The 19750-nt window shown below is 60.3% G+C and carries 20 protein-coding genes; 7 read left to right on the forward strand and 13 right to left on the reverse strand.

Annotated features, from left to right (window positions below; translation table 11 throughout):
* Positions 1–10: 10 nt before the first annotated feature.
* The 4 genes from AV059_RS13850 to AV059_RS13865 all read right to left on the reverse strand — a co-directional run bounded on the left by AV059_RS13850 (position 11) and on the right by AV059_RS13865 (position 5116).
* A complete protein-coding gene (locus AV059_RS13850; RefSeq protein ID WP_058995287.1) occupies positions 11–1726 on the reverse strand; it encodes a DHH family phosphoesterase in 1716 nt (571 codons plus the stop codon).
* A 35-nt stretch (positions 1727–1761) separates the two neighbouring features.
* The gene (lrpA1, locus tag AV059_RS13855) at positions 1762–2190 is read right to left on the reverse strand and encodes an HTH-type transcriptional regulator LrpA1 (protein ID WP_004591923.1); all 429 of its coding nucleotides are present in this window, start codon (positions 2188–2190) and stop codon (positions 1762–1764) included.
* 85 nt (positions 2191–2275) lie between these two features.
* Positions 2276–3214 (reverse strand): thiamine pyrophosphate-dependent enzyme, encoded by a 939-nt coding sequence (locus AV059_RS13860; protein WP_004516277.1) that lies wholly within the window; start codon positions 3212–3214, stop codon positions 2276–2278.
* Between the two features lie 3 nt (positions 3215–3217).
* On the reverse strand, positions 3218–5116 hold the full coding sequence (locus tag AV059_RS13865; RefSeq protein ID WP_058995289.1) for a 2-oxoacid:acceptor oxidoreductase subunit alpha: 1899 nt from the start codon (positions 5114–5116) through the stop codon (positions 3218–3220).
* Positions 5117–5384: 268 nt separating this feature from the next.
* Between AV059_RS13865 and AV059_RS13870 the strand changes: the two genes are divergently transcribed.
* Both AV059_RS13870 and AV059_RS13875 read left to right on the forward strand, forming a co-directional pair.
* Positions 5385–6104, forward strand: a complete 720-nt coding sequence (locus AV059_RS13870) for a DICT sensory domain-containing protein (protein ID WP_058995291.1) — start codon at positions 5385–5387, stop codon at positions 6102–6104.
* A gap of 69 nt (positions 6105–6173) precedes the next feature.
* Positions 6174–6356 (forward strand): hypothetical protein, encoded by a 183-nt coding sequence (locus AV059_RS13875; protein WP_058995293.1) that lies wholly within the window; start codon positions 6174–6176, stop codon positions 6354–6356.
* 18 nt (positions 6357–6374) lie between these two features.
* Here AV059_RS13875 and AV059_RS13880 read toward each other — a convergent pair whose 3' ends face one another.
* A complete protein-coding gene (locus AV059_RS13880; RefSeq protein WP_058995295.1) occupies positions 6375–7172 on the reverse strand; it encodes an N-acyl homoserine lactonase family protein in 798 nt (265 codons plus the stop codon).
* A gap of 617 nt (positions 7173–7789) precedes the next feature.
* On the opposite strand from AV059_RS13880, the gene AV059_RS13885 reads away from it, so the two are divergent.
* On the forward strand, positions 7790–9118 hold the full coding sequence (locus AV059_RS13885; protein WP_058995297.1) for a Cdc6/Cdc18 family protein: 1329 nt from the start codon (positions 7790–7792) through the stop codon (positions 9116–9118).
* 840 nt (positions 9119–9958) lie between these two features.
* Here the strand turns inward: AV059_RS13885 and AV059_RS13890 are convergent.
* Positions 9959–11113, reverse strand: coding sequence for an acyl-CoA dehydrogenase family protein (locus tag AV059_RS13890; protein WP_058995299.1), 1155 nt, complete (start codon positions 11111–11113; stop codon positions 9959–9961).
* A gap of 126 nt (positions 11114–11239) precedes the next feature.
* Between AV059_RS13890 and AV059_RS13895 the strand changes: the two genes are divergently transcribed.
* Entirely contained in the window at positions 11240–12013 is a 774-nt protein-coding gene (locus AV059_RS13895; protein WP_058995301.1) for a DUF6517 family protein, read from the forward strand.
* 34 nt (positions 12014–12047) lie between these two features.
* On the opposite strand, the gene AV059_RS13900 is transcribed toward AV059_RS13895, so the two are convergent.
* The 4 genes from AV059_RS13900 to AV059_RS13915 form a co-directional block, all read right to left on the reverse strand.
* Positions 12048–13700: a long-chain fatty acid--CoA ligase gene (locus tag AV059_RS13900; protein ID WP_058995303.1), complete on the reverse strand. Its 1653-nt coding sequence runs from the start codon at positions 13698–13700 to the stop codon at positions 12048–12050.
* 102 nt (positions 13701–13802) lie between these two features.
* The gene (locus tag AV059_RS13905; protein ID WP_023843310.1) at positions 13803–14405 is read right to left on the reverse strand and encodes a chemotaxis protein CheC; all 603 of its coding nucleotides are present in this window, start codon (positions 14403–14405) and stop codon (positions 13803–13805) included.
* A 100-nt stretch (positions 14406–14505) separates the two neighbouring features.
* Positions 14506–15174 carry an O-methyltransferase gene (locus AV059_RS13910; protein ID WP_058995305.1) on the reverse strand — a complete coding sequence of 223 codons (669 nt, stop codon included), beginning with the start codon at positions 15172–15174 and terminating at the stop codon, positions 14506–14508.
* A 50-nt stretch (positions 15175–15224) separates the two neighbouring features.
* Entirely contained in the window at positions 15225–16262 is a 1038-nt protein-coding gene (locus AV059_RS13915; protein ID WP_058995308.1) for a hypothetical protein, read from the reverse strand.
* Between the two features lie 197 nt (positions 16263–16459).
* Here AV059_RS13915 and AV059_RS22460 point away from each other — a divergent pair, with 197 nt between their 5' ends.
* A complete protein-coding gene (locus AV059_RS22460; RefSeq protein WP_014040640.1) occupies positions 16460–16618 on the forward strand; it encodes a hypothetical protein in 159 nt (52 codons plus the stop codon).
* On the opposite strand, the gene AV059_RS23005 is transcribed toward AV059_RS22460, so the two are convergent.
* The 3 genes from AV059_RS23005 to AV059_RS13925 form a co-directional block, all read right to left on the reverse strand.
* On the reverse strand, positions 16615–16743 hold the full coding sequence (locus AV059_RS23005) for a hypothetical protein (protein WP_255356153.1): 129 nt from the start codon (positions 16741–16743) through the stop codon (positions 16615–16617). The genes AV059_RS22460 and AV059_RS23005 overlap by 4 nt on opposite strands.
* A 119-nt stretch (positions 16744–16862) precedes the next feature.
* Complete coding sequence (locus tag AV059_RS13920) at positions 16863–17453, reverse strand: thioredoxin family protein (protein ID WP_058995310.1); 591 nt, start codon at positions 17451–17453, stop codon at positions 16863–16865.
* A 75-nt stretch (positions 17454–17528) separates the two neighbouring features.
* Entirely contained in the window at positions 17529–17861 is a 333-nt protein-coding gene (locus tag AV059_RS13925) for a hypothetical protein (RefSeq protein ID WP_058995311.1), read from the reverse strand.
* 117 nt (positions 17862–17978) lie between these two features.
* Between AV059_RS13925 and AV059_RS13930 the strand changes: the two genes are divergently transcribed.
* The gene (locus AV059_RS13930; protein WP_008313373.1) at positions 17979–18473 is read left to right on the forward strand and encodes an Lrp/AsnC family transcriptional regulator; all 495 of its coding nucleotides are present in this window, start codon (positions 17979–17981) and stop codon (positions 18471–18473) included.
* The gene (locus tag AV059_RS13935) at positions 18470–19615 is read left to right on the forward strand and encodes a pyridoxal phosphate-dependent aminotransferase (RefSeq protein WP_058995313.1); all 1146 of its coding nucleotides are present in this window, start codon (positions 18470–18472) and stop codon (positions 19613–19615) included. The genes AV059_RS13930 and AV059_RS13935 overlap by 4 nt, the downstream gene beginning before the upstream one ends.
* Positions 19616–19750: the final 135 nt, after the last annotated feature.

Genomic DNA, 19750 nt, shown 5'->3' on the forward strand with positions numbered 1-19750 from the left:
AAAGGCTCGCCTATAGTGGTTCGCCGTCGTCGGGTTCGACGAGCGTTTCCGGGCTGTCCTCTCCCTGTTCTGCCTCGTCGTCTGTCGGTTCAGCCGCGTCGGCTGCCTGGTCTGTCTCGTCACCACCGTCTTCGTCGCCGTTCTCCAGAAACATCACATCGCTGTTCCAGTCCGCTGTGCCGTCGTCACCAGACTCTCCAGATGCGCCTTCGCCCGTCGCTGGGGTGTCGTCGCTGTCCTGACTAAGCGCCGTCGACTCCGTGAACGCGGCCACATCGTAGTCAGCGCGGGCGTAGACGCGCCCGAGCAGCCGGTGGGACCGCGACTGGACAGCGTCGAGAAACCGATTCGAAACGATAGCGCGGACAATCTCCTCCAGCGATTCCTCGCGGTCGTCGACGGTAATCATCCCTACGTCGATCTGTGCGCCCGCCATATCGGCGTGACCGCCCGCGGACCCGATCTGTCCGAAGGCGTCCCGCAGCGCCTCGCCGAGGTCGATATCTGCTCCACGTGCCCGAGCAGAGACGTATATCGTCCCGTCGACGACGCCGTACACCATCGTCGTCTGGACGCCTTCGAGGTCGAGTAGCCTGTCAGCCGCCTGTGCGAGCGCGTCCCGGTCACTGATCTCACCGACACCAGTCAGGAGCACTGAGCCCTCCTGATCGCGGTTTGCAATCGCGCGGCCGATGACCGACAGTGTCTCCGGGCTCACGCTCGGGTCTTCGATGCGCTGGAGCGTCGCCATGTCGGCGTTCGTTACGAGGTGCGCGGCAGCCTCGAAGTCCGCGGCAGCGACCTCCCGGCGGAAGTCCTTCGTGTCGACCTGAATGCCGAACAACAGGCCCGTTGCGATGGGGGTCGGAATGTCGACGTTGAACCGCTGGAGGTAGTCGACCAGCAGCGTGCTCGTCGCCCCGACGCCGCTCCGGAGGTCGACGAAGCGGGCCTCTATCGGAACGCGTGGCGGATGATGGTCGATGACGATATCGATGGGGGTCTCTGGCGGGAGCTGGTCGTTGACACCGGCTCTGGAGTGGTCGACGAGCGCGAACGCGTCGAACGCTTCTAGTTCGTCCGGTGAATCGGCATCGAGGTTCCGGAGGTCGAATTCGAGGAGGTTGACAAACGCCCGGTTCTCCTGATGGGAAATCTCCCCGTAGTAACAGATCGTCACCTCGCAGTCAGCTCGTTCAGCGAGCGCGCCGAGGGCGACAGCGCTGGCAATCGCGTCAGGGTCGGGATTATCGTGCGTGACGACGGCGAGATGGTCGTCAATGTCCCGGAGAACCTGATGGAGCTGTCTGGCCCGTGTTCCCTCGTCGCCGACCGACTGGGTGACGTAGTCGGTAACGACAGACTCCGGCGTGACGAGCCGGTCCGACACGGTATCGAGTCGGTCACGCTGGTCTGCCGTCGCGCCGCGGCCGGCGTAGGCGAGAAGGAACACGTCGGGAAAGCAGTCACGGGCGGCCGTCGCCGCGTCGGCGTTCCGTTCCGAGTCTTCACTGGCGACGATGACGCTCTCGGGGTGAAAATCGAGATTGGCGAGAACAGATGGGTCAGTCTGGTCGGCTTCGAGTACGTTGATCCCGTCCGCCCGGAGCGTTTCAGCACGGTGCTCGTCCTGGGTCACGACTGCCAGCTCGCCGCGGTCGTCGCTAATCGCGTCGAGAAGGTCCGCGGCCGTCGGCCCGAGTCCGAGCACCAGCCGAGAAAGCATACCGTGCAGTCAGCGCTGGAGCGTCTAAAAACCCGTTACTTCAGCCGTTCCTGGAGAAACGACGGATGCGCGGCGGTAACACCGTCGAGCGCGAGAATCTTGTCTTCGATGACGTCCGCCAGCGAGTCACCGTCCATCGCTCGGACCTCCGCCATCAGCATGTGGTCGCCACTTGACGTGTACAGTTCCTCCATTTCCGGGATCTCCTTGAGGTTCCGCGTGGCTTCGACGTAACAGTCGCTCGCGATGTCGATGCCGACCAGGGCAATCGACTGGCCCGCCAGCTTCTTCGGGTCGACATCGGCGGAGTAGCCGACGATGACGCCCTCCTCTTCGAGTTTCTGGATGTATTTCCGGACTGTCGGCTTCGATACGTCGGCTCGCTCCGCGATTTCTGCGTACGAGGCCTGTGCGTCCTCTTCAAGGACCGACAGGATTCGACGCTCCGTAGACTCGGCACTCATGGACTAATCTTTTCGGTGCATGAAAAAATATCTTCCGAACCAGAAACCCACGTTCGAGGTGGTGTCTGCAGTCCAGTAACGGGGCTTATTTGTGATGTTCGAGGAGGTTGTCGTAGGTCCGCTCCCACTCCGCGTCCTCGTCGAAGTACCGCTCTGCGAGCGGTTCCTCTGGCATCTCACCGATCTGGCGCTTCTCCTCGCCGTAGGAGGGGCGCTCGTCTTCGATGTACATCCGACCGGTGAGCACTTCGCCCTCGTACAGTCGTTCCTCGGTCTTTCGCATCATCTCGGCTGCTTCCGCGCGGTCCGAGACGTCGAAGTCGAACTCGTCGGACTGCTGAACGTCCGTGTACGGGACGTAGTGTTTCGCGTCCTTGTTCCAGGTCGGACACTGGGTCAGGAAGTCGATGTGCGCGAAGCCGTCGTGCTCGATGGCTTCGGCGATGATTTCCTTCGCCTGGTTCGGGTTGACAGCCGCGGTCCGGGCGATGTAGGTCGCACCGGCGTTGAGCTGCTGGGACAGGGGGCGAATCGGCGACTTCGCCGAGCCGTGTGGTTGTGTCTTGGACTTGTGGCCCTTCGGCGATGTCGGGGATGTCTGACCCTTTGTCAGCCCGAAGATCTCGTTGTTGAACACGATATACGTCATATCGTGGTTCTCACGGGCCGTGTGGATGGTGTGGTTCCCACCGATACCGTAGCCGTCGCCGTCCCCACCGGCTGCGATGACTTCGAGGTTAGGGTTGGCGAGCTTCGCGGCCCGGGCGACGGGCAGCGAGCGGCCGTGGATGGTGTGGAAGCCGTAGCTGTTGAAGTAGCTGTTGAGCTTCCCCGAACAGCCGATACCGGTGAACAGCGCGACTTCGTCAGGGTTCTTGCCGACTTCCGGCATGGCCTGCTTGAGCGCCTTGAGGACGCCGAAGTCGCCACAGCCCGGACACCAGGTCGCCTGGGGTTCGATGCCGGGTGTAAACTCGTCGCGCTCGATTTCGCGTTCTTCGTTGATTGCTGAGAATGCACTCATAGGTTAGTCACCTGCCGCGGGTACGTACTTCATGTTGCTCGCGGCGAGTTCCTCGCCGTCGATGCTGGATTCGAACCCGTCGACGATCTCGGCGGGCTCGAACGGGTTGCCGTTGTACTTCAGGAGGCTCGACATCTTGTCGCCGTACTTGCCGAGTTCCTTCTGGGTCAGACCGCGGAACTGGGCCGTGGCGTTCATCTCGACGACGAGCGCCTCGTCGACTGATTCGAGCCACTCGGAGACTTCCTCCTTCGGGTACGGAGCCATGTCGGAGACGCCAAGCGCCTTCACGGAATGGCCGTTCTCGTTGAGTCGATCGACGGCCTCGAAGACGGTCCCCTGCTGGCTGCCCCACACGAGGATGCCGTAGTCGGCTTCGTCGGGTCCGTGGTAGGTCTGGTGGGACGTGTTCTCGTCCAGATCAGCACGGATGTCGTCGAGCTTGTTGAGCCGACGGTTCATCTGGGCGATGCGGTTCTCGGGGTCCTCGCTGATGTGGCCCGACGGATTGTGCTCGTTGCCCGTTGCGAGGAAGCGGCCGTCCTTCTGGCCCGGCACGGAGCGCGGGCTGACGTTCGAGCCGTCCTCGGGTTCGTGGAGGAACCGCTGGAACTTCCCGGAGGAGTGGTGTGCTGCGTCCTGAATCTCCTCTTCGGTGAGGACCGAGCCGGGATCGGCGTTTGGCTCCTCATCGAAGTGGCTGGCCGGGAGGTTTCGGAGTTCGCCCTGGATCTTCTGGTCGTAGATGACGATGACCGGGATCTGGTACTCGTAGGCGATGCGGAACGCCGAGCGGGTCTGCGTGTAACACTCGCGGATGTTCGCCGGTGCGAACACGACGCGGGCGGAGTCGCCCTGTGACGTGTACAGGACGTGTTCGAGGTCAGCCTGCTCGGGCTTGGTCGGCATTCCCGTCGAGGGGCCGGCTCGCATCGCTTCGACCAGCACGATCGGCGTCTCGGTCATCTCTGCCAGTCCGAGCGGTTCGGACATCAGCGCGAAGCCGCCGCCGGAGGACCCGGACATGGCTTTCACGCCAGCGTGGGACGCACCGAGCGCCAGCGCGGCGGCCGCGATCTCGTCTTCGACCTGTTCGGAGATCCCGCCGAACGAGGGCAGGTGCTGTGACATGATCGTGAACACGTCGGTCCACGGGGTCATGGGGTAGCCCGAAATGAAGCGACAGCCCTCGTCGATTGCGCCGTAGGAGATGGCGTTCGAGCCCGAGAGAATGACCTGCTCCTCGTCGTGGGAGTCCTCAGGAACCTCAATGTCGTGGTCGACATCGAGTTCGCTGGCGGCTTCGTAGGCGTCGTGCAGGACGTTAAGATTCGCCTCCTGCATATCGCCGCTCATGTTCTGTTTGATGAGCTTCTCGAACTCGTCGGTGCTGATGTCGAGAATGGCCGCGGTCGCGCCGATACCGGCCGTGTTCCGCATGATCTCGCGGCCGTGCTCCTTGGCGATGCCGCGGAGGTCCATCGGGACGACGTGCCAGTTGTTCTCCTCGGCGGCCTCTTCGAGACCGATCTCGTCGACGTCCTCGTCGTCGAGCAGGCCCTCGTCGTACAGCAAGACGCCACCTTCTCGGAGGTCGTCGAAGTTCTCGTACAGCGGTTTGAGCTCTTCTTTGCCGTAGTAGGCCTCTTCCTGCGGGTTCCGGGCGAACGAGTCACCCAGTGCGAGCAGGAAGTTGTAGCCGTCCCCGCGAGACTGTACCGGTTCGTCCTTCGCACGTACCTCTACGTACGTGTGGCCGCCGCGGATACGCGACGGGTAATGACGATGTGTGAACACGTTCAGCCCCGACCACATCAAGGCCTTCGCGAAGTTCTGGCTTGTCGAGTCGATTCCGTCACCGGAACCACCGGCGATTCGCCAGATTAGTTCGTTGTCTGTCATTGTGAAATCCTCGGCCCCAGCTCTGGTGCCGTACCATTCCGTTGGGGGGCCATGACTAAAGATTTTCCACTATGTAACCACTCATTAATCGTTATCTTTCGTCTCAGGCACCTCAGATTGCCGTTTTCGAAATGGGGGTTCGTCACTGTTGGGACATATTCACAGGGTCAATATCTCCGCCTGAGCCGCACGTGTCAGCCACTACTAGTAAGTAGCGTAACTCCCTCCCGCAACGACTAACACGGTGAATACCGATGTACAGTCGAGGATGTCGTTAACGGAACTCATCACCGGCGTCGAGGACCATCAGAAGACGCTGACTATCTTTAACGCTGGGCCGACAGCGGCCGAAGACCTGCGCGAGCGCTTCGCGGACCGTAATGTCCACGTTCAGACCGAGCAGACTGAGAGCGGGCGCCCGGGCGAGTTTATCACGCTCAGCGAGGACGAAGAGGTCATCGCGGCCGCGAGCCTCACTTCGTTCACCGACTCGCTTGACGAAGGCCGTCAGTACATCACGCGGGACAACAGCCCGTACGCATCGATTCTCGACCACCTCGACGAGACGATGTTCACCTCGTGGTCCATCCAGCGGATGACCGCCGCGTCGCGTGAAATAGAGGACCGCGCATGGCGAGTGGGACAGGGGACTCTACACGCTGGCTTCCAGACACTCTCGACTCTTCAGGGCGAACTCGACCTTTACGAACGACTGGGGGAGACCGACGTGGACGTTCACGCCTATGCCGTCCCTGACGTCGAACCGCCCGAGTACAGTACGTTCTCGCTGCATCTGGAACGGTCGAACGAGATTGCCGACTCGTGGTTCGTTGTGTTCGACGGCGGCGGTGACCCGACCCAGAAATGCGCTTTACTGGCCGAGGAGCGCGAACCGCGCGAGTTCTACGGCTTCTGGACCTACGACGAGTCGACGGTCGACTGGATTATCGACTACCTGGAGGAGACGTACGGCTATCTCGAACAGTGAAAGTCGCGCGCAAACGGGCCAACGCGGCTATTATCACGGCTCGCCGTTGGGTGCCACCTCATCTGTGACATGACGGACGTTGCTGCGTCCCGAGAGTTCCGTATCGAAGAGACCGGCGAACGCGTCAACGGTCTCGAACTGGATTTGCACCTGTTTTTCGGCGTGTGGGCCGTCGTCGAGCGCCACGAAGACCGGTTGGTCGTGGCGACTGAAGACGGCGAGCGCCGGACGCTCGTCGCCGTCTGGGACTGACCTGACGCAGACCGCGTCTCAGTCCGTCGTCCCGGCTACGTCCTCAAACACCGCGAGGTCGTGGCCGAGCAGCACTTCGGCCCCCGTGGCACGCTGGCGGTCGCGGCATCGTTCCAGACTCTCCTTCCACGCGCCGTTGTTCCACAGGAGGCTCGTCGCCATGGACTGTCCTGCGTAGTTCGCCTCGACGTATGCTTCGTCGCCGACGACGAGGAGCGACTGGCCCGGGCGGTCGATGAAGCCCCCCATGAGCCCGGGCGTGTGGCCGGGGAGGTGGAGCAGTTCGATACCATCGGTAAGATGATAGCTGTCGCCGTGGACGATCTCCCAGTTCAGGTCGCGGTCGAAGTCGCTGGCGAGATAGGCGATAGAACCGTCGTCCGTATTGGCGCTGTAGTACGCGTACGGGAGTTCCTCGCGGTGGACGTAGATCGGCACGTCCGTTCCTGCGAAGTTGTGCAGGCCGCCGGCGTGGTCCAGATGCAGGTGGCTCATCACGACGGCATCGATGTCACCGATGCTGTAACCCACATCTTCGAGATCTGCTGGCAGGGTGTGCTCGGCAGCATCGACGTGTGCGAACGCCTCGTACAGCGGCGTCGGCCAGTACCCGTCGCCGGCCTCTGGATGAGAGCCGGTGTCCCAGAGGACGGTTAGCTCGGGCGTCTCGATGACGAGGTTCCACACGACGTACGTTTCGTACTCGTGTTCCGGGTCGCGGTCCGAGGCCGTTGCGACGCTGTGGCCGTCGACGACGAAATTTCGGTCAGCCTGTACGCGGCCCCGGTCGACGAATGTCACTGCGAGGTCGTCCATACAGTGTATACGGGCTGTCACAAAGTAAAGAGCGGTGCCGTGCGCCGCGGGTGATGGGCTAGCTCGCTATATAACCAGCCGTTCGCTGTGGAAGGGGTGTCATGCTGTATCGACGCCGAGGTACTTTTATAGCGAAATATCCGGGAAAAGCGGGACCCACACACACCACCCTGCAAGTGTTCTCGGTGTTTGCAGGGATGGGGATGGGGAGGGGGAGGGTTCTTCTACATACTTAAAAGAAAGTCGGGTTGTTCGATTCTACTGAGAGTGCATGATCAGAATACCATCCGTACATACGGATATGAGTGTTCTAGGGCCCTATAGATGGGTTTCTATGAAATAGGCCGTTCGATCATAAATATGAGATAATTGCATATACCGTAAAATATATAAATACATTACTAGTTCTAGGTATAGTCTAGAACGAGATAGTCGAGAACCGCAGGACTCAAGTGTACTAGACGAGGGATCGGTGCAGCAGACTGCTCGTGGCTGTTTTCGAGAGAGATCGAAGGAACACTTGCAGGGTGGTGTGTGACTGTTCGGCGTGAAAACACTTGAAACACTTGTACGGTGGTCACTGGTTTTATATAGAGTCACTCAAAAGGTGGCATACGATGGTCGACGTGAACGAGAACCCGTTCGATGGGACTGACGCGATCTTCGAACGAAAGCAACCGCTGAAAAAAGACACGTTCACGCCGGATACGATCTTTCACCGCGATGAGGAGATCGAATTCTACATTAACGCGCTTCAGGACGTCATCGTCGGCCACGACCCCAACAACGTCTTCGTTTACGGCCCAACGGGAGTCGGAAAGACTGCTGTTACGAAGTGGGTCCGGGACAAACTCGAAGAGAAAGCCGAGGCTGAGGACATCCCGCTCACTGTTGTCGGTCCGATAAACTGCCGGAACTACCGATCAGCGTACGCGCTAGTCAACACACTCGTTAACGAGTTCCGGGAGCCCGAGAACCAACTGCCAGAGAGCGGCTACAGCACTGACAGCGTCTTTGAGTTCCTCTACGAGGAGATCGAGGCTGTCGGTGGGAACGTCCTCATCATTCTGGACGAGATCGACAACATTCCAGCGGACGCGCGGAACGACTTCCTGTATGAACTGCCGCGGGCTGAAGCGAACGAGAACACGCCGATCACCGATGCAAAGGTCGGGCTCATCGGGATATCGAACGACCTCAAGTTCGTCGACGTGTTGGAACCCAAGGTAAAATCGACACTGGGGGAGCGAGAGATCAAGTTCGGCCCGTACGACGCGACCGAACTCCGAGACATTCTGGGTTACTACGCCGACATCGCGTTTCGGGAGGACGTGCTCGGCGAAGATGTCGTCCCGCTGGCGGCCGCCTTCTCGGCACAGGAACGCGGCGACGTTCGGCAGGGACTCCGAATCCTCGAAAAGGCCGGGGAGTACGCGCGGATGGAGGGTGCGGATGGTGTGACAGAAGCGCACACTCGTCGCGCGACAGATACTATTGAGACTGACGAACTCCTTGATTACTTCGAGCATGACCTGAGTTCACAGCAGGCACTGACGTATCTCGCGACGACGCTTGCGCTCATCGAACCGAAACACGAGGCGTCGACGAAACGGATCTACAACCTCTACTCCTCTATCGCGGAGTCGAGCGGCCGCCGAGTGAAATCCGAGCGGAAAATCTACGAGTTCCTCGACCAGCTTTCGATGCAGGGGCTGGTCCGCTCGGCCGAACGCAATCTCGGTCGCAAGGGTGGGCGCAAATACATTTACGAGGTCACTGACGATCCGACCGATATCATCAACGCTGCACTCCAATCCTCCTACAGCGATGCCGTGCCGAGTAACGTCAACGGGATTCTCGAACATTATCTGGAAGACGAGGCGACTGAGTTTGAGGCACCGGACACTACTGACGACGAGCAACAGAACCTCTGGCAGTTCACGTAGCCAGCGTCTTTGCACGCCCCCCTCCGGCTCACACGGCAGAACACTTGCACGGTGGTGTGTGTGTGTTCAGCGGCAGTCTCTCTACTGTGCAGTCCAGAACAGTTGCAGGGTGGTGTGTGTATGCCCACGATAGACCGCGACCCCGGAGTGCTAACGAGTGATTATGTGGTATTTGTCTCCGCTGCAGTGTGTAGAACACTTGCAGACCGGTGTGTCACCCCGTCCTGTCGCCGCACCACGGTATTCCGTTTCGAAAACACTTGCAGGGTGGTGTCAACCCGGATTCGGCGCAAATCACGCCCAAAACGGCCTTTTGGAACACTTGCAGGGTGGTGTCCCAGCATACTCTCACCCACCTCAAGCAGTACGTGAAACACTTGCACGGTGGTGTGCAAGGGCAAATCGGAACTCCGAACAACGCCACAAAAACACTTGCAGCGTGGTGTTTTCGTAGATTTCAGACGCTCGCATACCCTCCGTGCGAACACTTGCAGGGTGGTGTGTGAACACGTGTTCACTATTCTGGTCTGGCTGTAGTCGAACTGGAAACACTTGCAGGGTGGTGATAGAACACTCGTATGGTGGTGTCGGATTGCTTGTGTAGGGTTGTCAGAACACTTGTAGGGTGGTGTGCTGGCCCATTATCACCGGGCTGATCCCTACAGCAACCGTCCCGTTCGGCGTACCTGTGCCGTTCAGGTCATTCGATAATGACCTGTCATACAATGATAAAGGCAGCGAGGCTTCGTCAGAGAACACTCGAAGGGTGGTGTTCCCGCGAAAAACACGTTGTTTGCGACGCAATCAATCAAGCGACGGTGATCGACTGAGCCCTCCCCATTACATCGGGGCCTGGTTGTAGATGAGGTTCCGCTGGATATCGTTGGCCCCCTCGTAGATGACCGGAATCCGGACGTCACGGTACACGCGGGAGATACGGTTCTCCGTCAGCACCGACCGTCCTCCGTGGAGCTGCATCCCTTTCTCGGCACAGTCCATCGCGGCTTCGGTCGCGTTGGTCTTTGCCAGTGCGGCCCAGTAGCCGGCGTTCTCCTGGTTTGCGACGCGCTCCGCCGCGTGCCAGGTGAGCGCTCTGGCGGACTGGAGACCGAGTTGCATATCGGCCAGTTTGTGCTGGACAGCCTGGAACTCATCGACAGTCTTGCCGAAGGCCTCGCGGTCGTGGACGAACTCCCAGGCTTCTTCGATGGCTGCGGCGGCCAGCCCGAGACCGTGTCCGCCGACGACGACGCGGCCGTGATTGAAGAACTCGGCGAGCATATAGAAGCCGGCCCCTTCGACGCCGACCAGATTCTCCTCCGGAATCCGGCAGTCGTCAAGCACGATGTGGGCCTGCTTGGACGCTCGGAAGCCCATCTTTTCGGGGATGTGCTCGGCGTGGTAGCCGTCGGCGTCCGTCGGGACGATAAACATCGAGTAGTTCCCGTAGCGGTCGTTCGGGTCGTCACCGGTCTTGGCGTACAGCGTCACCCAGTCCGCCTCGACGCCGTTGCCGATCCAGTACTTTTCGCCGTTAATCACCCACTCGTCGCCGTCCTTCTCGGCGGCCGTCGTCATCCCGGCGAGGTCGCTCCCCGTCTCCGGTTCGGAGACAGCGAGACCGGTAAGCTGATCGCCGGCGGCGACGGGCTCAAGGAACTCCTCTTTCTGCCAGTCTGCGCCGTGGTCCTCGACGATCTCCGCCCCGAAGCTGGCGAGTTGGATTGTCAGCGCGATCCCTGCGTCGGCTTTGTACAGCTCCTCCGCCATCGCAAGCATCTGCTGGAGGTCGTAGCCGCTCCCGCCCCACTCTTCGCTGATATCCTGTGCGACGAGGCCGGCCTCCCTGGCCGCTTCGAGCACGTCCCAGGGATACTCCCCGGACGCGTAGTACTCACCTGCGACTGGTTCGATATGCTCCGCAGCGAACTCCCGAGCCTCCTCCTTGACCTCGTGTGCGTGTTCCGGAACGAGTTTCTCGGATAGCAGATCCATGGGAATTATCATGGTTTGTGTACTCATATACTCCGTGGAACTCTGCCAAACACCGTCGTAGTTGTTTTTCGGAAAATCCTGATAATCGGCCAGCACGCTTTTCCACGGCTGTGGCCTTCCTCGAACATGAATCGTCGAGACTACCTGCTCGCCGGAGCCACCCTCGGAACCGCCGGGCTTGCGGGATGTTCGTTTCTGGCTGCAGCCGAGGCACCACCACCGGACGTTCCGAAACAGCGTCTCGAAGACGGCGGCTGGACGCGAACGGACCAGTCCTCGGAGACAGTGTTCGACCGGAGCTACGGCCCGGTTTCGGTCGAGGCCGTCTCCAGTACGGTCCAGTACGCCGACGAACAGCTACAGGAGCGTGTCGCCAGCCGAACCCTCGACCAGGTCCAGACTGCGCTCTCCGTGTTTTTCGCCACCCGCGTCGATTTCAGCCCCAATCTGGATAATCTCCCGGCTGGCGTGGGTCGCGAGGAACTGCTGGCGGAAGTCAGAACGAACGCCCGTGATAGCTTCGAACAGCAGATGGAAGCGCAGGGGCTGACCGACATCGAGAAATCCGGTGAGGGGACAATCGATATCGACACCGGGGAAACAGCTGAGACGGTGGAACTGTCCGCCGTGTACCCATTCGAGGGGATTTCCTTCGACGTGACCGAGGACGAGGCCGTCGAGATACCGGCCAGCGATATCGACATCTCGGCGATGTTCGCCGTCTGGCACCACGGCGATTTCGTCATCATATCTGGGGGCGCGTACCCGGCACAGAACTTCGAGCAGGTCGTCGAAAACGACCTGAGTGACGGAATCACAGTCACTGTCGATGTTGATCTCGGACTTAATCCCGACACCTATCGGACCGAAGTCCGGAATCTCGTCACTGGCGTCCAGTAACCGCTACTGAGCTGCTGAAAACGCGCCCACTCCCCTATTCCGGCGCGGCGTCGTCGGGGACGCGACCCTCGACGAGCGATTCGTTGGCGTACTCGTCACGGAGCGACTTTTTGTCGAACTTCCCAGTTGCCGTCTTCGGAACCTCATCGATGGTGACGAAGTTGTCCGGAACCCACCACTTGGGGTAGGACTCGAGGATGTACTCACGGAGTTCATCGCCAAGCGTCTCCTCGTCGGCGTCGGCCGTCGGAACGATCATCGCGAGCGGGCGCTCCTGCCAGCGCTCGTGGGGGACACCGATGACTGCCGCTTCGTTCACGTCGTCGTGGGCAATCAGTTCGTTTTCCAGTTCGAGTGAGGAGATCCACTCCCCGCCGCTCTTGATAACGTCTTTCGCCCGGTCGACGATCTTGATGTAGCCGTCCTCGTCGACGGACACCACGTCGCCAGTCTTCAGATAGCCGTCCTCGAACTCCTGTTCGTTCGCTTCCGGCCGCTTGAAGTACTCCGTCGTCACCCACGGCCCGCGGATGTGGAGCTCGCCGAAGTCCTCGCCGTTGTGCGGGACCTCGTTGCCGTTGTCGTCGATGACACGGAACTCCAGCCCGGGCGTGATGAGTCCCTGCTTCGCCCGCTTGTCCAGTTGCGTCTGGTAGTCGGCGTCCTCCAGGTCGCTCCGCAGGGACGCCACTGCACCCACCGGGGCCGTCTCGGTCATCCCCCATGCGTGGACGAGCTCCACGTCGCGGTCGTCGAAGAACCGGATCATCGCTTCCGGCGCGGCGCTCCCGCCAACGATGAGGCGCTCAAGCGATGAAAGGTCGACATCGTTCTCCTTGATGTACTCCATCAGCCCCAGCCAGACGGTCGGGACGCCGGCGGTGACGGTGACGCCCTCTTCTTCGATGAGCTTCGCGAGGTCCGCCGGCTCCGGCTGTGGGCCGGGGTAAACGTGTTTGGCCCCGCCCGAAGTTGCTGAGAACGGGAGTCCCCACGCGTTGACGTGGAACATCGGGACGACCGGCATCATGACGTCGTCGTCGTCGAGTGGAATCCCCTGTGGCGACTGAATCGCCATCGTGTGGCTCCACAGCATCTGCTGGGTGTACTCGACGCCTTTCGGTCGTCCAGTCGTGCCGGACGTGTAACAGAGGCCGGCAGGTCGGTCCTCCTCCAGTTCGGGCCAGTCGTACTCCGTCGGCTGGTCGGCGATGAACGATTCGTAGGCAACGGCATCAAGCTCCGTCTCCGGGACGGAGTCGCTCATCACGATGAACTGCTCGACCGTTTCGAAGGACTCGGGATCCTCGGCGGCCGCACCCTCGAGTTTCGGCAGGAGCGATTCGTCGACGAAAATGAGTTCGTCCTGCGCGTCGCTGACGATATACTGGATGTGTTCGTCGGGCAGGAGCGGGTTGATAGTGTGTAGCTGCGCACCGGTTCCCGGTACCCCGAAGTACGTCTCGAAGTGGCGGCTGTGGTTCCAGCAGAACGTCCCGAGGCGTTCGCCGTCACCGTAGCCGGCTTCCTCGATCGCGTTCGCTAACTGCGCCGTCCGCTCGGCGTATTCGGCGTAGTCGTGACGGACGATGCCCTCGTGGGTACGAGAAACGACTTCCGTGTCCGGATACAGTGTTTCTGCACGCCACAGGAACGGTCGTAGAGTTTGCGGGCTACCTCCTGGCATATCATGATGCAGGGACTCACGATACAAGAAACACTGCTAAATCTTTCATGAGGGAAAAGGAGTTCATCCGCAGTGCTCGCCGCCCCGTTCGTACGCGTCTGCTTACACTTCGATTTCCTGCATCAGGTCGACCAGCTCTTCCAGTTCCGGAAACGTGTACACTTTTACGTTGATATTGGACTCCAGCGCGTGGACGCGGGAATCGAACATCAGCGCCATCTCGTTGTCCCGGTCACCAACGAGCTGGTCCACCATCCCACTCCCGGGGCCGAACGTGAAGTTCGGTGTGGAGATGTCGATGGTCGTATCGAGGACGTTCGCCCAGCCGTCGATGAAGCCGCTGGTCATGATGTTCCCGATTTCCTGAATCGCCGAGCGCTCCATGTCGGTGAAGCCGTCGGCGTTGGGGTCCGTCTCGCCCATATCGCCGATCATCCCGGTGGCGAGGTCCTTTGCACTGGCGGCGTTGAACAGGAACAGGATGTGTCCGTGGGGCTTTTCGACCATTTCGATACTGATACCGATCTGTTTCTCGTCGCCGACGTGTGTTTTGATATCTGGGATATCGATGAAGTTGATCTTCGTGATCTCCATCTCTGTCTCCATCCCAGTCATCTGGCTAAGGTGGTTCGCAACGGTGTTACCGCCCTCTTTAGCCATCTGATTGAACAACCCGAGCTTCCGAATATCTATCATCAGACTCATTCGTTAGGACCAGCGTTGCCGCTGAGTTGTGTGCCCTCATACATAAGCTATGCACCCGCATTTTCGTCGGCGAGAATCGGAGCGTGTTGCTGCCGCTTGCTCACTCCACCCGGACGCTCACAGCGACGGCCTCACCGAGCGGTAGCAGCCCGGTTTCGAACGCCGGGTCGTCGCCGACGCGTTCCAGATACGCAGCGATACCGCGACTCGTTTCGTTGGCGTCGATATCGTCGCCGTCCAGCAACGCCCGTACCTCCTTGAACTCCAGCGGCCCGGCTTCGATCATGTTATCGGCGACTACGGCCCCACCGACCGGGACTTTCCCCCGGACAGCCTCGAAGGCCTCCACGTAACGGTGTTTCTCGTTGTCGATGAGCACCACGTCGAACGGGCCGTCGTAGTTCTCGACGGTTTCGATTGCGTCACCGTGCTCGAATGTGGCCCGTGCGGCGAACCCGCCGCGGTCGAGGAACTCGCGGGCCTCGTCTAGTTCGTCGGCGTCGATCTCCGTCAGGATAATCTGCCCGTCGGCGGATACCGCGGGTGCCATCCAGTACGCCGAGTAGCCGAAGCCGGAGCCGAACTCGAAGACCCGGTCGGCGTCGACCATCCGGGCGACGAGGCGAAGCCAGCCACCGACTGCGGGGCCGACCGTCGGGAACCCTTCCCGGTCGGCTTTCGCGTCCATCTCTTCGATGATTGCATCGCTGGCTGTCGCCAGTGTCCGGGCGAACTGCTCTGTCACCCTCGGGAGCGGGGTTTCGTCCATACCGAGTTATGCCGGTAGCGGCGACATAAACGAGTGGGTCCGGACCGGAACTAGCCGAGTTCGAGGCGTTCGACGTACTGAATCACGGACTCCAGCGCGGGGTTAGCGTAGTACTCCACAGTATTGTCCGCTGTCTCGTATGATAGAATCCCCAGATCGTCCAGCCGCGGAAGGTGATTGTGTGCCAGCGACACCCCCACTTCGTCACGTGACTTCGGTGTCGTTCTGGCTGGGATAGCCTTCTCACGCTCGTAGACGCGGTCGACGAGGTCGTCCAGCGGGACCTCGGCGTCTGACCGGTCTTTCAGGTGATACAGGAGACTGCGTCGCCGCGGAGCGGAGATCAGTTCCAGTACTTGATCAAATGAGTACGGTATCGGAATCGTTTCCGGCTCCTCTGGGTCCCCCTTCTTGACGCCGCCGGGTGGGGTGACGGTGTCCCGAAACGTCGGCGTCTCCTCCGCGTCTTGCGACGCCGTGACGGTCCAGCCGTGGTCCGGGAGATACTCGTACACGACGTCGTACAGGGGCCGAAACATCTCGACTGTCTCTTCAGTATGGGCCTCCGGGTCCATGTGGTGGTGGCCGGAGACGTCCATCTCGGCACATTGTCGGTTCAACGCGGTCACCAGCGCGATGACGCGGTCACGTTCCCAGGACTCAAGCAGGCCAGTAAGCGAATGCAGGCACAGAAGCAGCGGTGCATCTGCCTGTTCAAGTCGACCGAGATGGCGAGAGACGGTCGCGCCGATATCTATCGGCTCAACTGTCGAGGGAAGGGTATCAAGCGTCAATGAAGGAAATGCGCCAGACGCCGCTGCCTGCGAGTTAGCCGGTAACTCGCTGCCGGCGTCGACGATAATCGCCTCTTCGGGCATCTCGTCGTCGAGGTGCTGCTGCCACAGCGAGAGGCGGGAATCGGGGGACTCAGACACTGTGACACAGATGGCCTTCGAGTCACTGACTCCCTGTTCAGTCAGGAACCCGGCACACCCCTCTCGTTCGGCGTCGCTCGAACCGCGTGCCAGCACTAATACGGACGCGGCCTCGCTCAGAGGCTGGTCCACTGTCCCACTCCCGGAGTTCATTGCGTACTGTATCGTATCAGGAACCATAAAGCCATCAACAAATAAGCGTTCCCTTGATATAGGGTAATATTCAATCAGGAACCGCTCGAAATGAGACACTGTCCGGATCGGTCCCCTCTGTGTTACCGGTTCTCAGTGCGTGTCCCGGACCGTCTCGATTCCGAGGATTTTTGCAGTACTACGGCGTATTACTTACTATGCCAATCATGTCGAGTAGCGACTTTTCTATCCACATCGAGGAGTGTGATGAGTTTGACGACGGGATGCCGATAAGTTCGCTTCCGGACGAGGTCACGTCCATCGACGACCTCGACTGTGAGTGCTGGAGCGGGTTCGAGTCGCTGGACGAAATCTAACGACGGGCTTTACGGCTTGGTTGCCAGAAGTCAGCCTCGGTCGACTGCTCGTCGAGTATCTCGTCGACGACCGTTTCCGCGTCCTCGGTGAGCTTTTTCACGGTGTATGCTGACGGCTGTCGCATCACTGCATAAAAGTGACCGTAGCTAGGAATGTCCTGATCGAAACACGTCTTCTGGGCCACCGATTCACTCCGGGCGACACACTCGTCCCGAAGACCCTGCTCCCGCTGGGCCGTCCCGATCAGACATCCCAGTACGCCGGTTCGTTACCGGGCTTCCACTTTATCGAGCACCCTCTGGATGGTTTCTCGACTGCCGTAATCTGATCGCCATCGAGCAACGTTTCGACGTGTATGGCCATCTCTCGCTCGCTGGGTTCGTCATCCGGGTTCGGTGCGTCGTCGAGGCGGCCGTGGTACGCCAACTTGAACGTCCCGCCGTCGTTGCGAAACAGGAACGGATCAGGGGTACAGCGGGCGCCGTACGCGGCTGCCACGTCCTGAGACTCGTCGAATAGATACGCGTCGTACTGTATCTCGCCGCGCTCGACGAGCTCCTGCATCCGCTCGAAGGAGTCGTCGGGGTACTCCTCGGGGTCGTTGGCATTGATCCCGACGACAGCGAGGTCATCGTATTCCGTCGCGAGACGGTTCAGTTCATCAACCTTCGCTTTCGCGTATGGACAGTGGTTGCACGTAAACACGACCAGTAGTGCGTCCGTGTCCACGAAATCCGACAGTGAGTATGTTGCCCCGTCCGCCCCCGGGAGTTCGAACGGCAGTGCTTCGTCCCCACGCCCGAGCACGTCGGACTCCGAATCGAGTGAAACCATCGCCTTCCGCTACGACTGTCGCCGCTAAAAGTCCACGGACGCGCTACACTGACTTCTGAGGCGACCGCTTTTTGTTCAACTGTCCGCTTCTTCCGACGTCGCTGCCGCAGTATCGAAGGCTTTCGCTGCCTCGAACGCGGCGCTCCCGTCATCGACTGAGAACAGCGTCTCTTTCCCCTCCGCTTCGTGCTTTTCCAGCAATCCGACCGTCACCAGCTCTTCGAGCGTCCCGTCGAGGTACAGCGTCTTCAGCGGCACGCCAGCTTCCTCACTCAGGGCCGTTTTCGTATACGTTTCGTCCGCGTCGAGGCGGAGTATCGTGTCGATAACTGTTGCCGCCTTGTCGTGGTTTGCGACGTGTGCCCATCCCGTGTCAGAACCAGCCCGTTGGCCACCCTCTTCAAACATTAGTCGACACCTAACCGGCAGAGATACTAAAACTGTCTGGTGCATTTCCACCCGAATGATGTGACGCTCTCTCACTATTGAGCAAGGCTTTTGTCCGCGTCACTCCGCTGGCACTGTATGAGCAGTCGCCGCGAGATACTCGACCTGCTGCGGGAGAACGCTCGTTACACGACCGAGGACATCGCTCGGTTGACTGATTACTCCGAGAGCGAGGTAGCCGAGGCTATCGAGGAGTTCGAGGAGGCAGGTGTTATCCGCGGCTACGGGGCAGTCGTCGACTGGAACGCCGTCGAGACTGACGAGGAGCGCGTTCGCGCCACCGTCGAACTCAACGTCACGCTGGACCGTGAGACCAGCTACGACGACATCTCCGACCGGATCGCGAAGTTTCCGGAAGTGACCTCGCTTCGCCTCGTCAGCGGTGACTACGACTTCGACCTGGAGGTCGAGGGCGATTCGATGCGCGAAGTGTCGCACTTCATCAGCGACAAAATCGCGCCGATTCCCGAGATCACGCAGACGGTGACTCACTACATCATGGAGTCGTACAAGGAGCAGGGGATGGAGTTCGACGACCACGATGACGACGACCGCCTGTCCGTCTCACCATGACATTCGAAGCAGCGGACAGGGTCGACAGCGTGCCACCCTCGGGCATCCGTCGGTTCTTCGAACTGGCCGAGGAGATGGACGACATCATCTCGCTTGGGGTCGGTGAACCGGATTTCTCGGCCCCGTGGGCGGCCCGTGAAGCCGCTATTGCGTCACTCGAACGCGGCCAGACGTCCTACACCGCCAATCGAGGGAAACGGGAGCTCCGGGAACGCATCGCGGACTACGAAGCGGCGGCACACAACCTGCAGTACGATCCCGATGAGGAAATCCTCGTCACAGCAGGGGCGAGCGAAGGGCTGGATCTCGCGTTTCGGGCACTGCTAAACCCCGGCGATTCGATCGCTATCGCCCAGCCCTGCTACGTCTCGTACGTCCCCGGTGCGACGTTCGCCGGTATCGACGTTGTCGACGTTCCGACACGCGCGGCAGACGAGTTCAAGCTCACCCGAGAGGTGCTGGAATCGTCCGGTGCGGCCGAGGCTGACGCGCTCGTGTACTGTTACCCGAACAACCCGACCGGAGCGACGATGACGGCCGAGGAGATGGCGGATGTGGCGGCTTTTTGCCGCGAAAACGATCTCCTCGTGTTCGCCGACGAGATCTACGCCGACCTTACGTACGAACACGACCACACGTCTATCGCTACCCTCCCCGGGATGCGCGAGCGGACCGTCGTTTTCAACGGGTTCTCGAAGGCGTTCGCTATGACGGGGTTCAGACTTGGGTACGCAATGGCCCCACCGGAGGCCATCGAGGCCATGAACCGCATCCATCAGTACTCGATGCTGTCGGCCCCAACGACGGCCCAGCACGCTGCTATCGAGGCGCTGGACAACTGTCGCGACGAGGTCACAGACATGGCCGCCCAGTACGACCGCCGACGGAAGTACGTCCTCACACGCTTCGAAGAGATGGGACTGGACTGCTTCCCGGCGGCTGGGGCCTTCTACGCGTTCCCGGAATGTCCATGGGACGATGCCGGCGAGTTCGCCGAGAGTCTGCTGCAAGAAAAGCAGGTCGCAGTCGTACCCGGAACCGCCTTTGGTGAGGGCGGGTCGGGCCACCTGCGAGTGTCGTACGCAACCGGTCTTGACGATCTCAAAGAAGCGATGGTCCGGATCGAGTCGTTCCTTAATTGACAATTACTCCCGGCGAAACATTCAGTATGGTCGACTTACTACGGTAAGGAGACCGTGATACGAACAACCGGAACTTCTTTTTCATCGACATTTGGTGGGGATAAAGTTTTTTCCTGCCTAACTGGAGATGAATAA

Source organism: Haloarcula sp. CBA1127 (assembly GCF_001485575.1).
Taxonomy (GTDB): Archaea; Halobacteriota; Halobacteria; order Halobacteriales; family Haloarculaceae; genus Haloarcula.

Coding starts and splice junctions, on each gene's coding strand:
- AV059_RS13865 (WP_058995289.1), bottom strand. CDS start 5,116: ATGACAGACAACGAACTAATCTGGCGAATCGCCGGTGGTTCCGGTGAC.
- AV059_RS23005 (WP_255356153.1), bottom strand. CDS start 16,743: ATGCGACAGCCGTCAGCATACACCGTGAAAAAGCTCACCGAGGACGCG.
- AV059_RS13870 (WP_058995291.1), top strand. CDS start 5,385: ATGTCGTTAACGGAACTCATCACCGGCGTCGAGGACCATCAGAAGACG.
- AV059_RS13935 (WP_058995313.1), top strand. CDS start 18,470: ATGACATTCGAAGCAGCGGACAGGGTCGACAGCGTGCCACCCTCGGGC.
- AV059_RS13915 (WP_058995308.1), bottom strand. CDS start 16,262: ATGAACTCCGGGAGTGGGACAGTGGACCAGCCTCTGAGCGAGGCCGCG.
- AV059_RS13910 (WP_058995305.1), bottom strand. CDS start 15,174: ATGGACGAAACCCCGCTCCCGAGGGTGACAGAGCAGTTCGCCCGGACA.
- AV059_RS13930 (WP_008313373.1), top strand. CDS start 17,979: ATGAGCAGTCGCCGCGAGATACTCGACCTGCTGCGGGAGAACGCTCGT.
- AV059_RS13900 (WP_058995303.1), bottom strand. CDS start 13,700: ATGCCAGGAGGTAGCCCGCAAACTCTACGACCGTTCCTGTGGCGTGCA.
- AV059_RS13890 (WP_058995299.1), bottom strand. CDS start 11,113: ATGGATCTGCTATCCGAGAAACTCGTTCCGGAACACGCACACGAGGTC.
- AV059_RS13880 (WP_058995295.1), bottom strand. CDS start 7,172: ATGGACGACCTCGCAGTGACATTCGTCGACCGGGGCCGCGTACAGGCT.
- AV059_RS13850 (WP_058995287.1), bottom strand. CDS start 1,726: ATGCTTTCTCGGCTGGTGCTCGGACTCGGGCCGACGGCCGCGGACCTT.
- AV059_RS13925 (WP_058995311.1), bottom strand. CDS start 17,861: ATGTTTGAAGAGGGTGGCCAACGGGCTGGTTCTGACACGGGATGGGCA.
- AV059_RS13895 (WP_058995301.1), top strand. CDS start 11,240: ATGAATCGTCGAGACTACCTGCTCGCCGGAGCCACCCTCGGAACCGCC.
- AV059_RS13875 (WP_058995293.1), top strand. CDS start 6,174: ATGACGGACGTTGCTGCGTCCCGAGAGTTCCGTATCGAAGAGACCGGC.
- AV059_RS22460 (WP_014040640.1), top strand. CDS start 16,460: ATGCCAATCATGTCGAGTAGCGACTTTTCTATCCACATCGAGGAGTGT.
- lrpA1 (WP_004591923.1), bottom strand. CDS start 2,190: ATGAGTGCCGAGTCTACGGAGCGTCGAATCCTGTCGGTCCTTGAAGAG.
- AV059_RS13860 (WP_004516277.1), bottom strand. CDS start 3,214: ATGAGTGCATTCTCAGCAATCAACGAAGAACGCGAAATCGAGCGCGAC.
- AV059_RS13885 (WP_058995297.1), top strand. CDS start 7,790: ATGGTCGACGTGAACGAGAACCCGTTCGATGGGACTGACGCGATCTTC.
- AV059_RS13905 (WP_023843310.1), bottom strand. CDS start 14,405: ATGAGTCTGATGATAGATATTCGGAAGCTCGGGTTGTTCAATCAGATG.
- AV059_RS13920 (WP_058995310.1), bottom strand. CDS start 17,453: ATGGTTTCACTCGATTCGGAGTCCGACGTGCTCGGGCGTGGGGACGAA.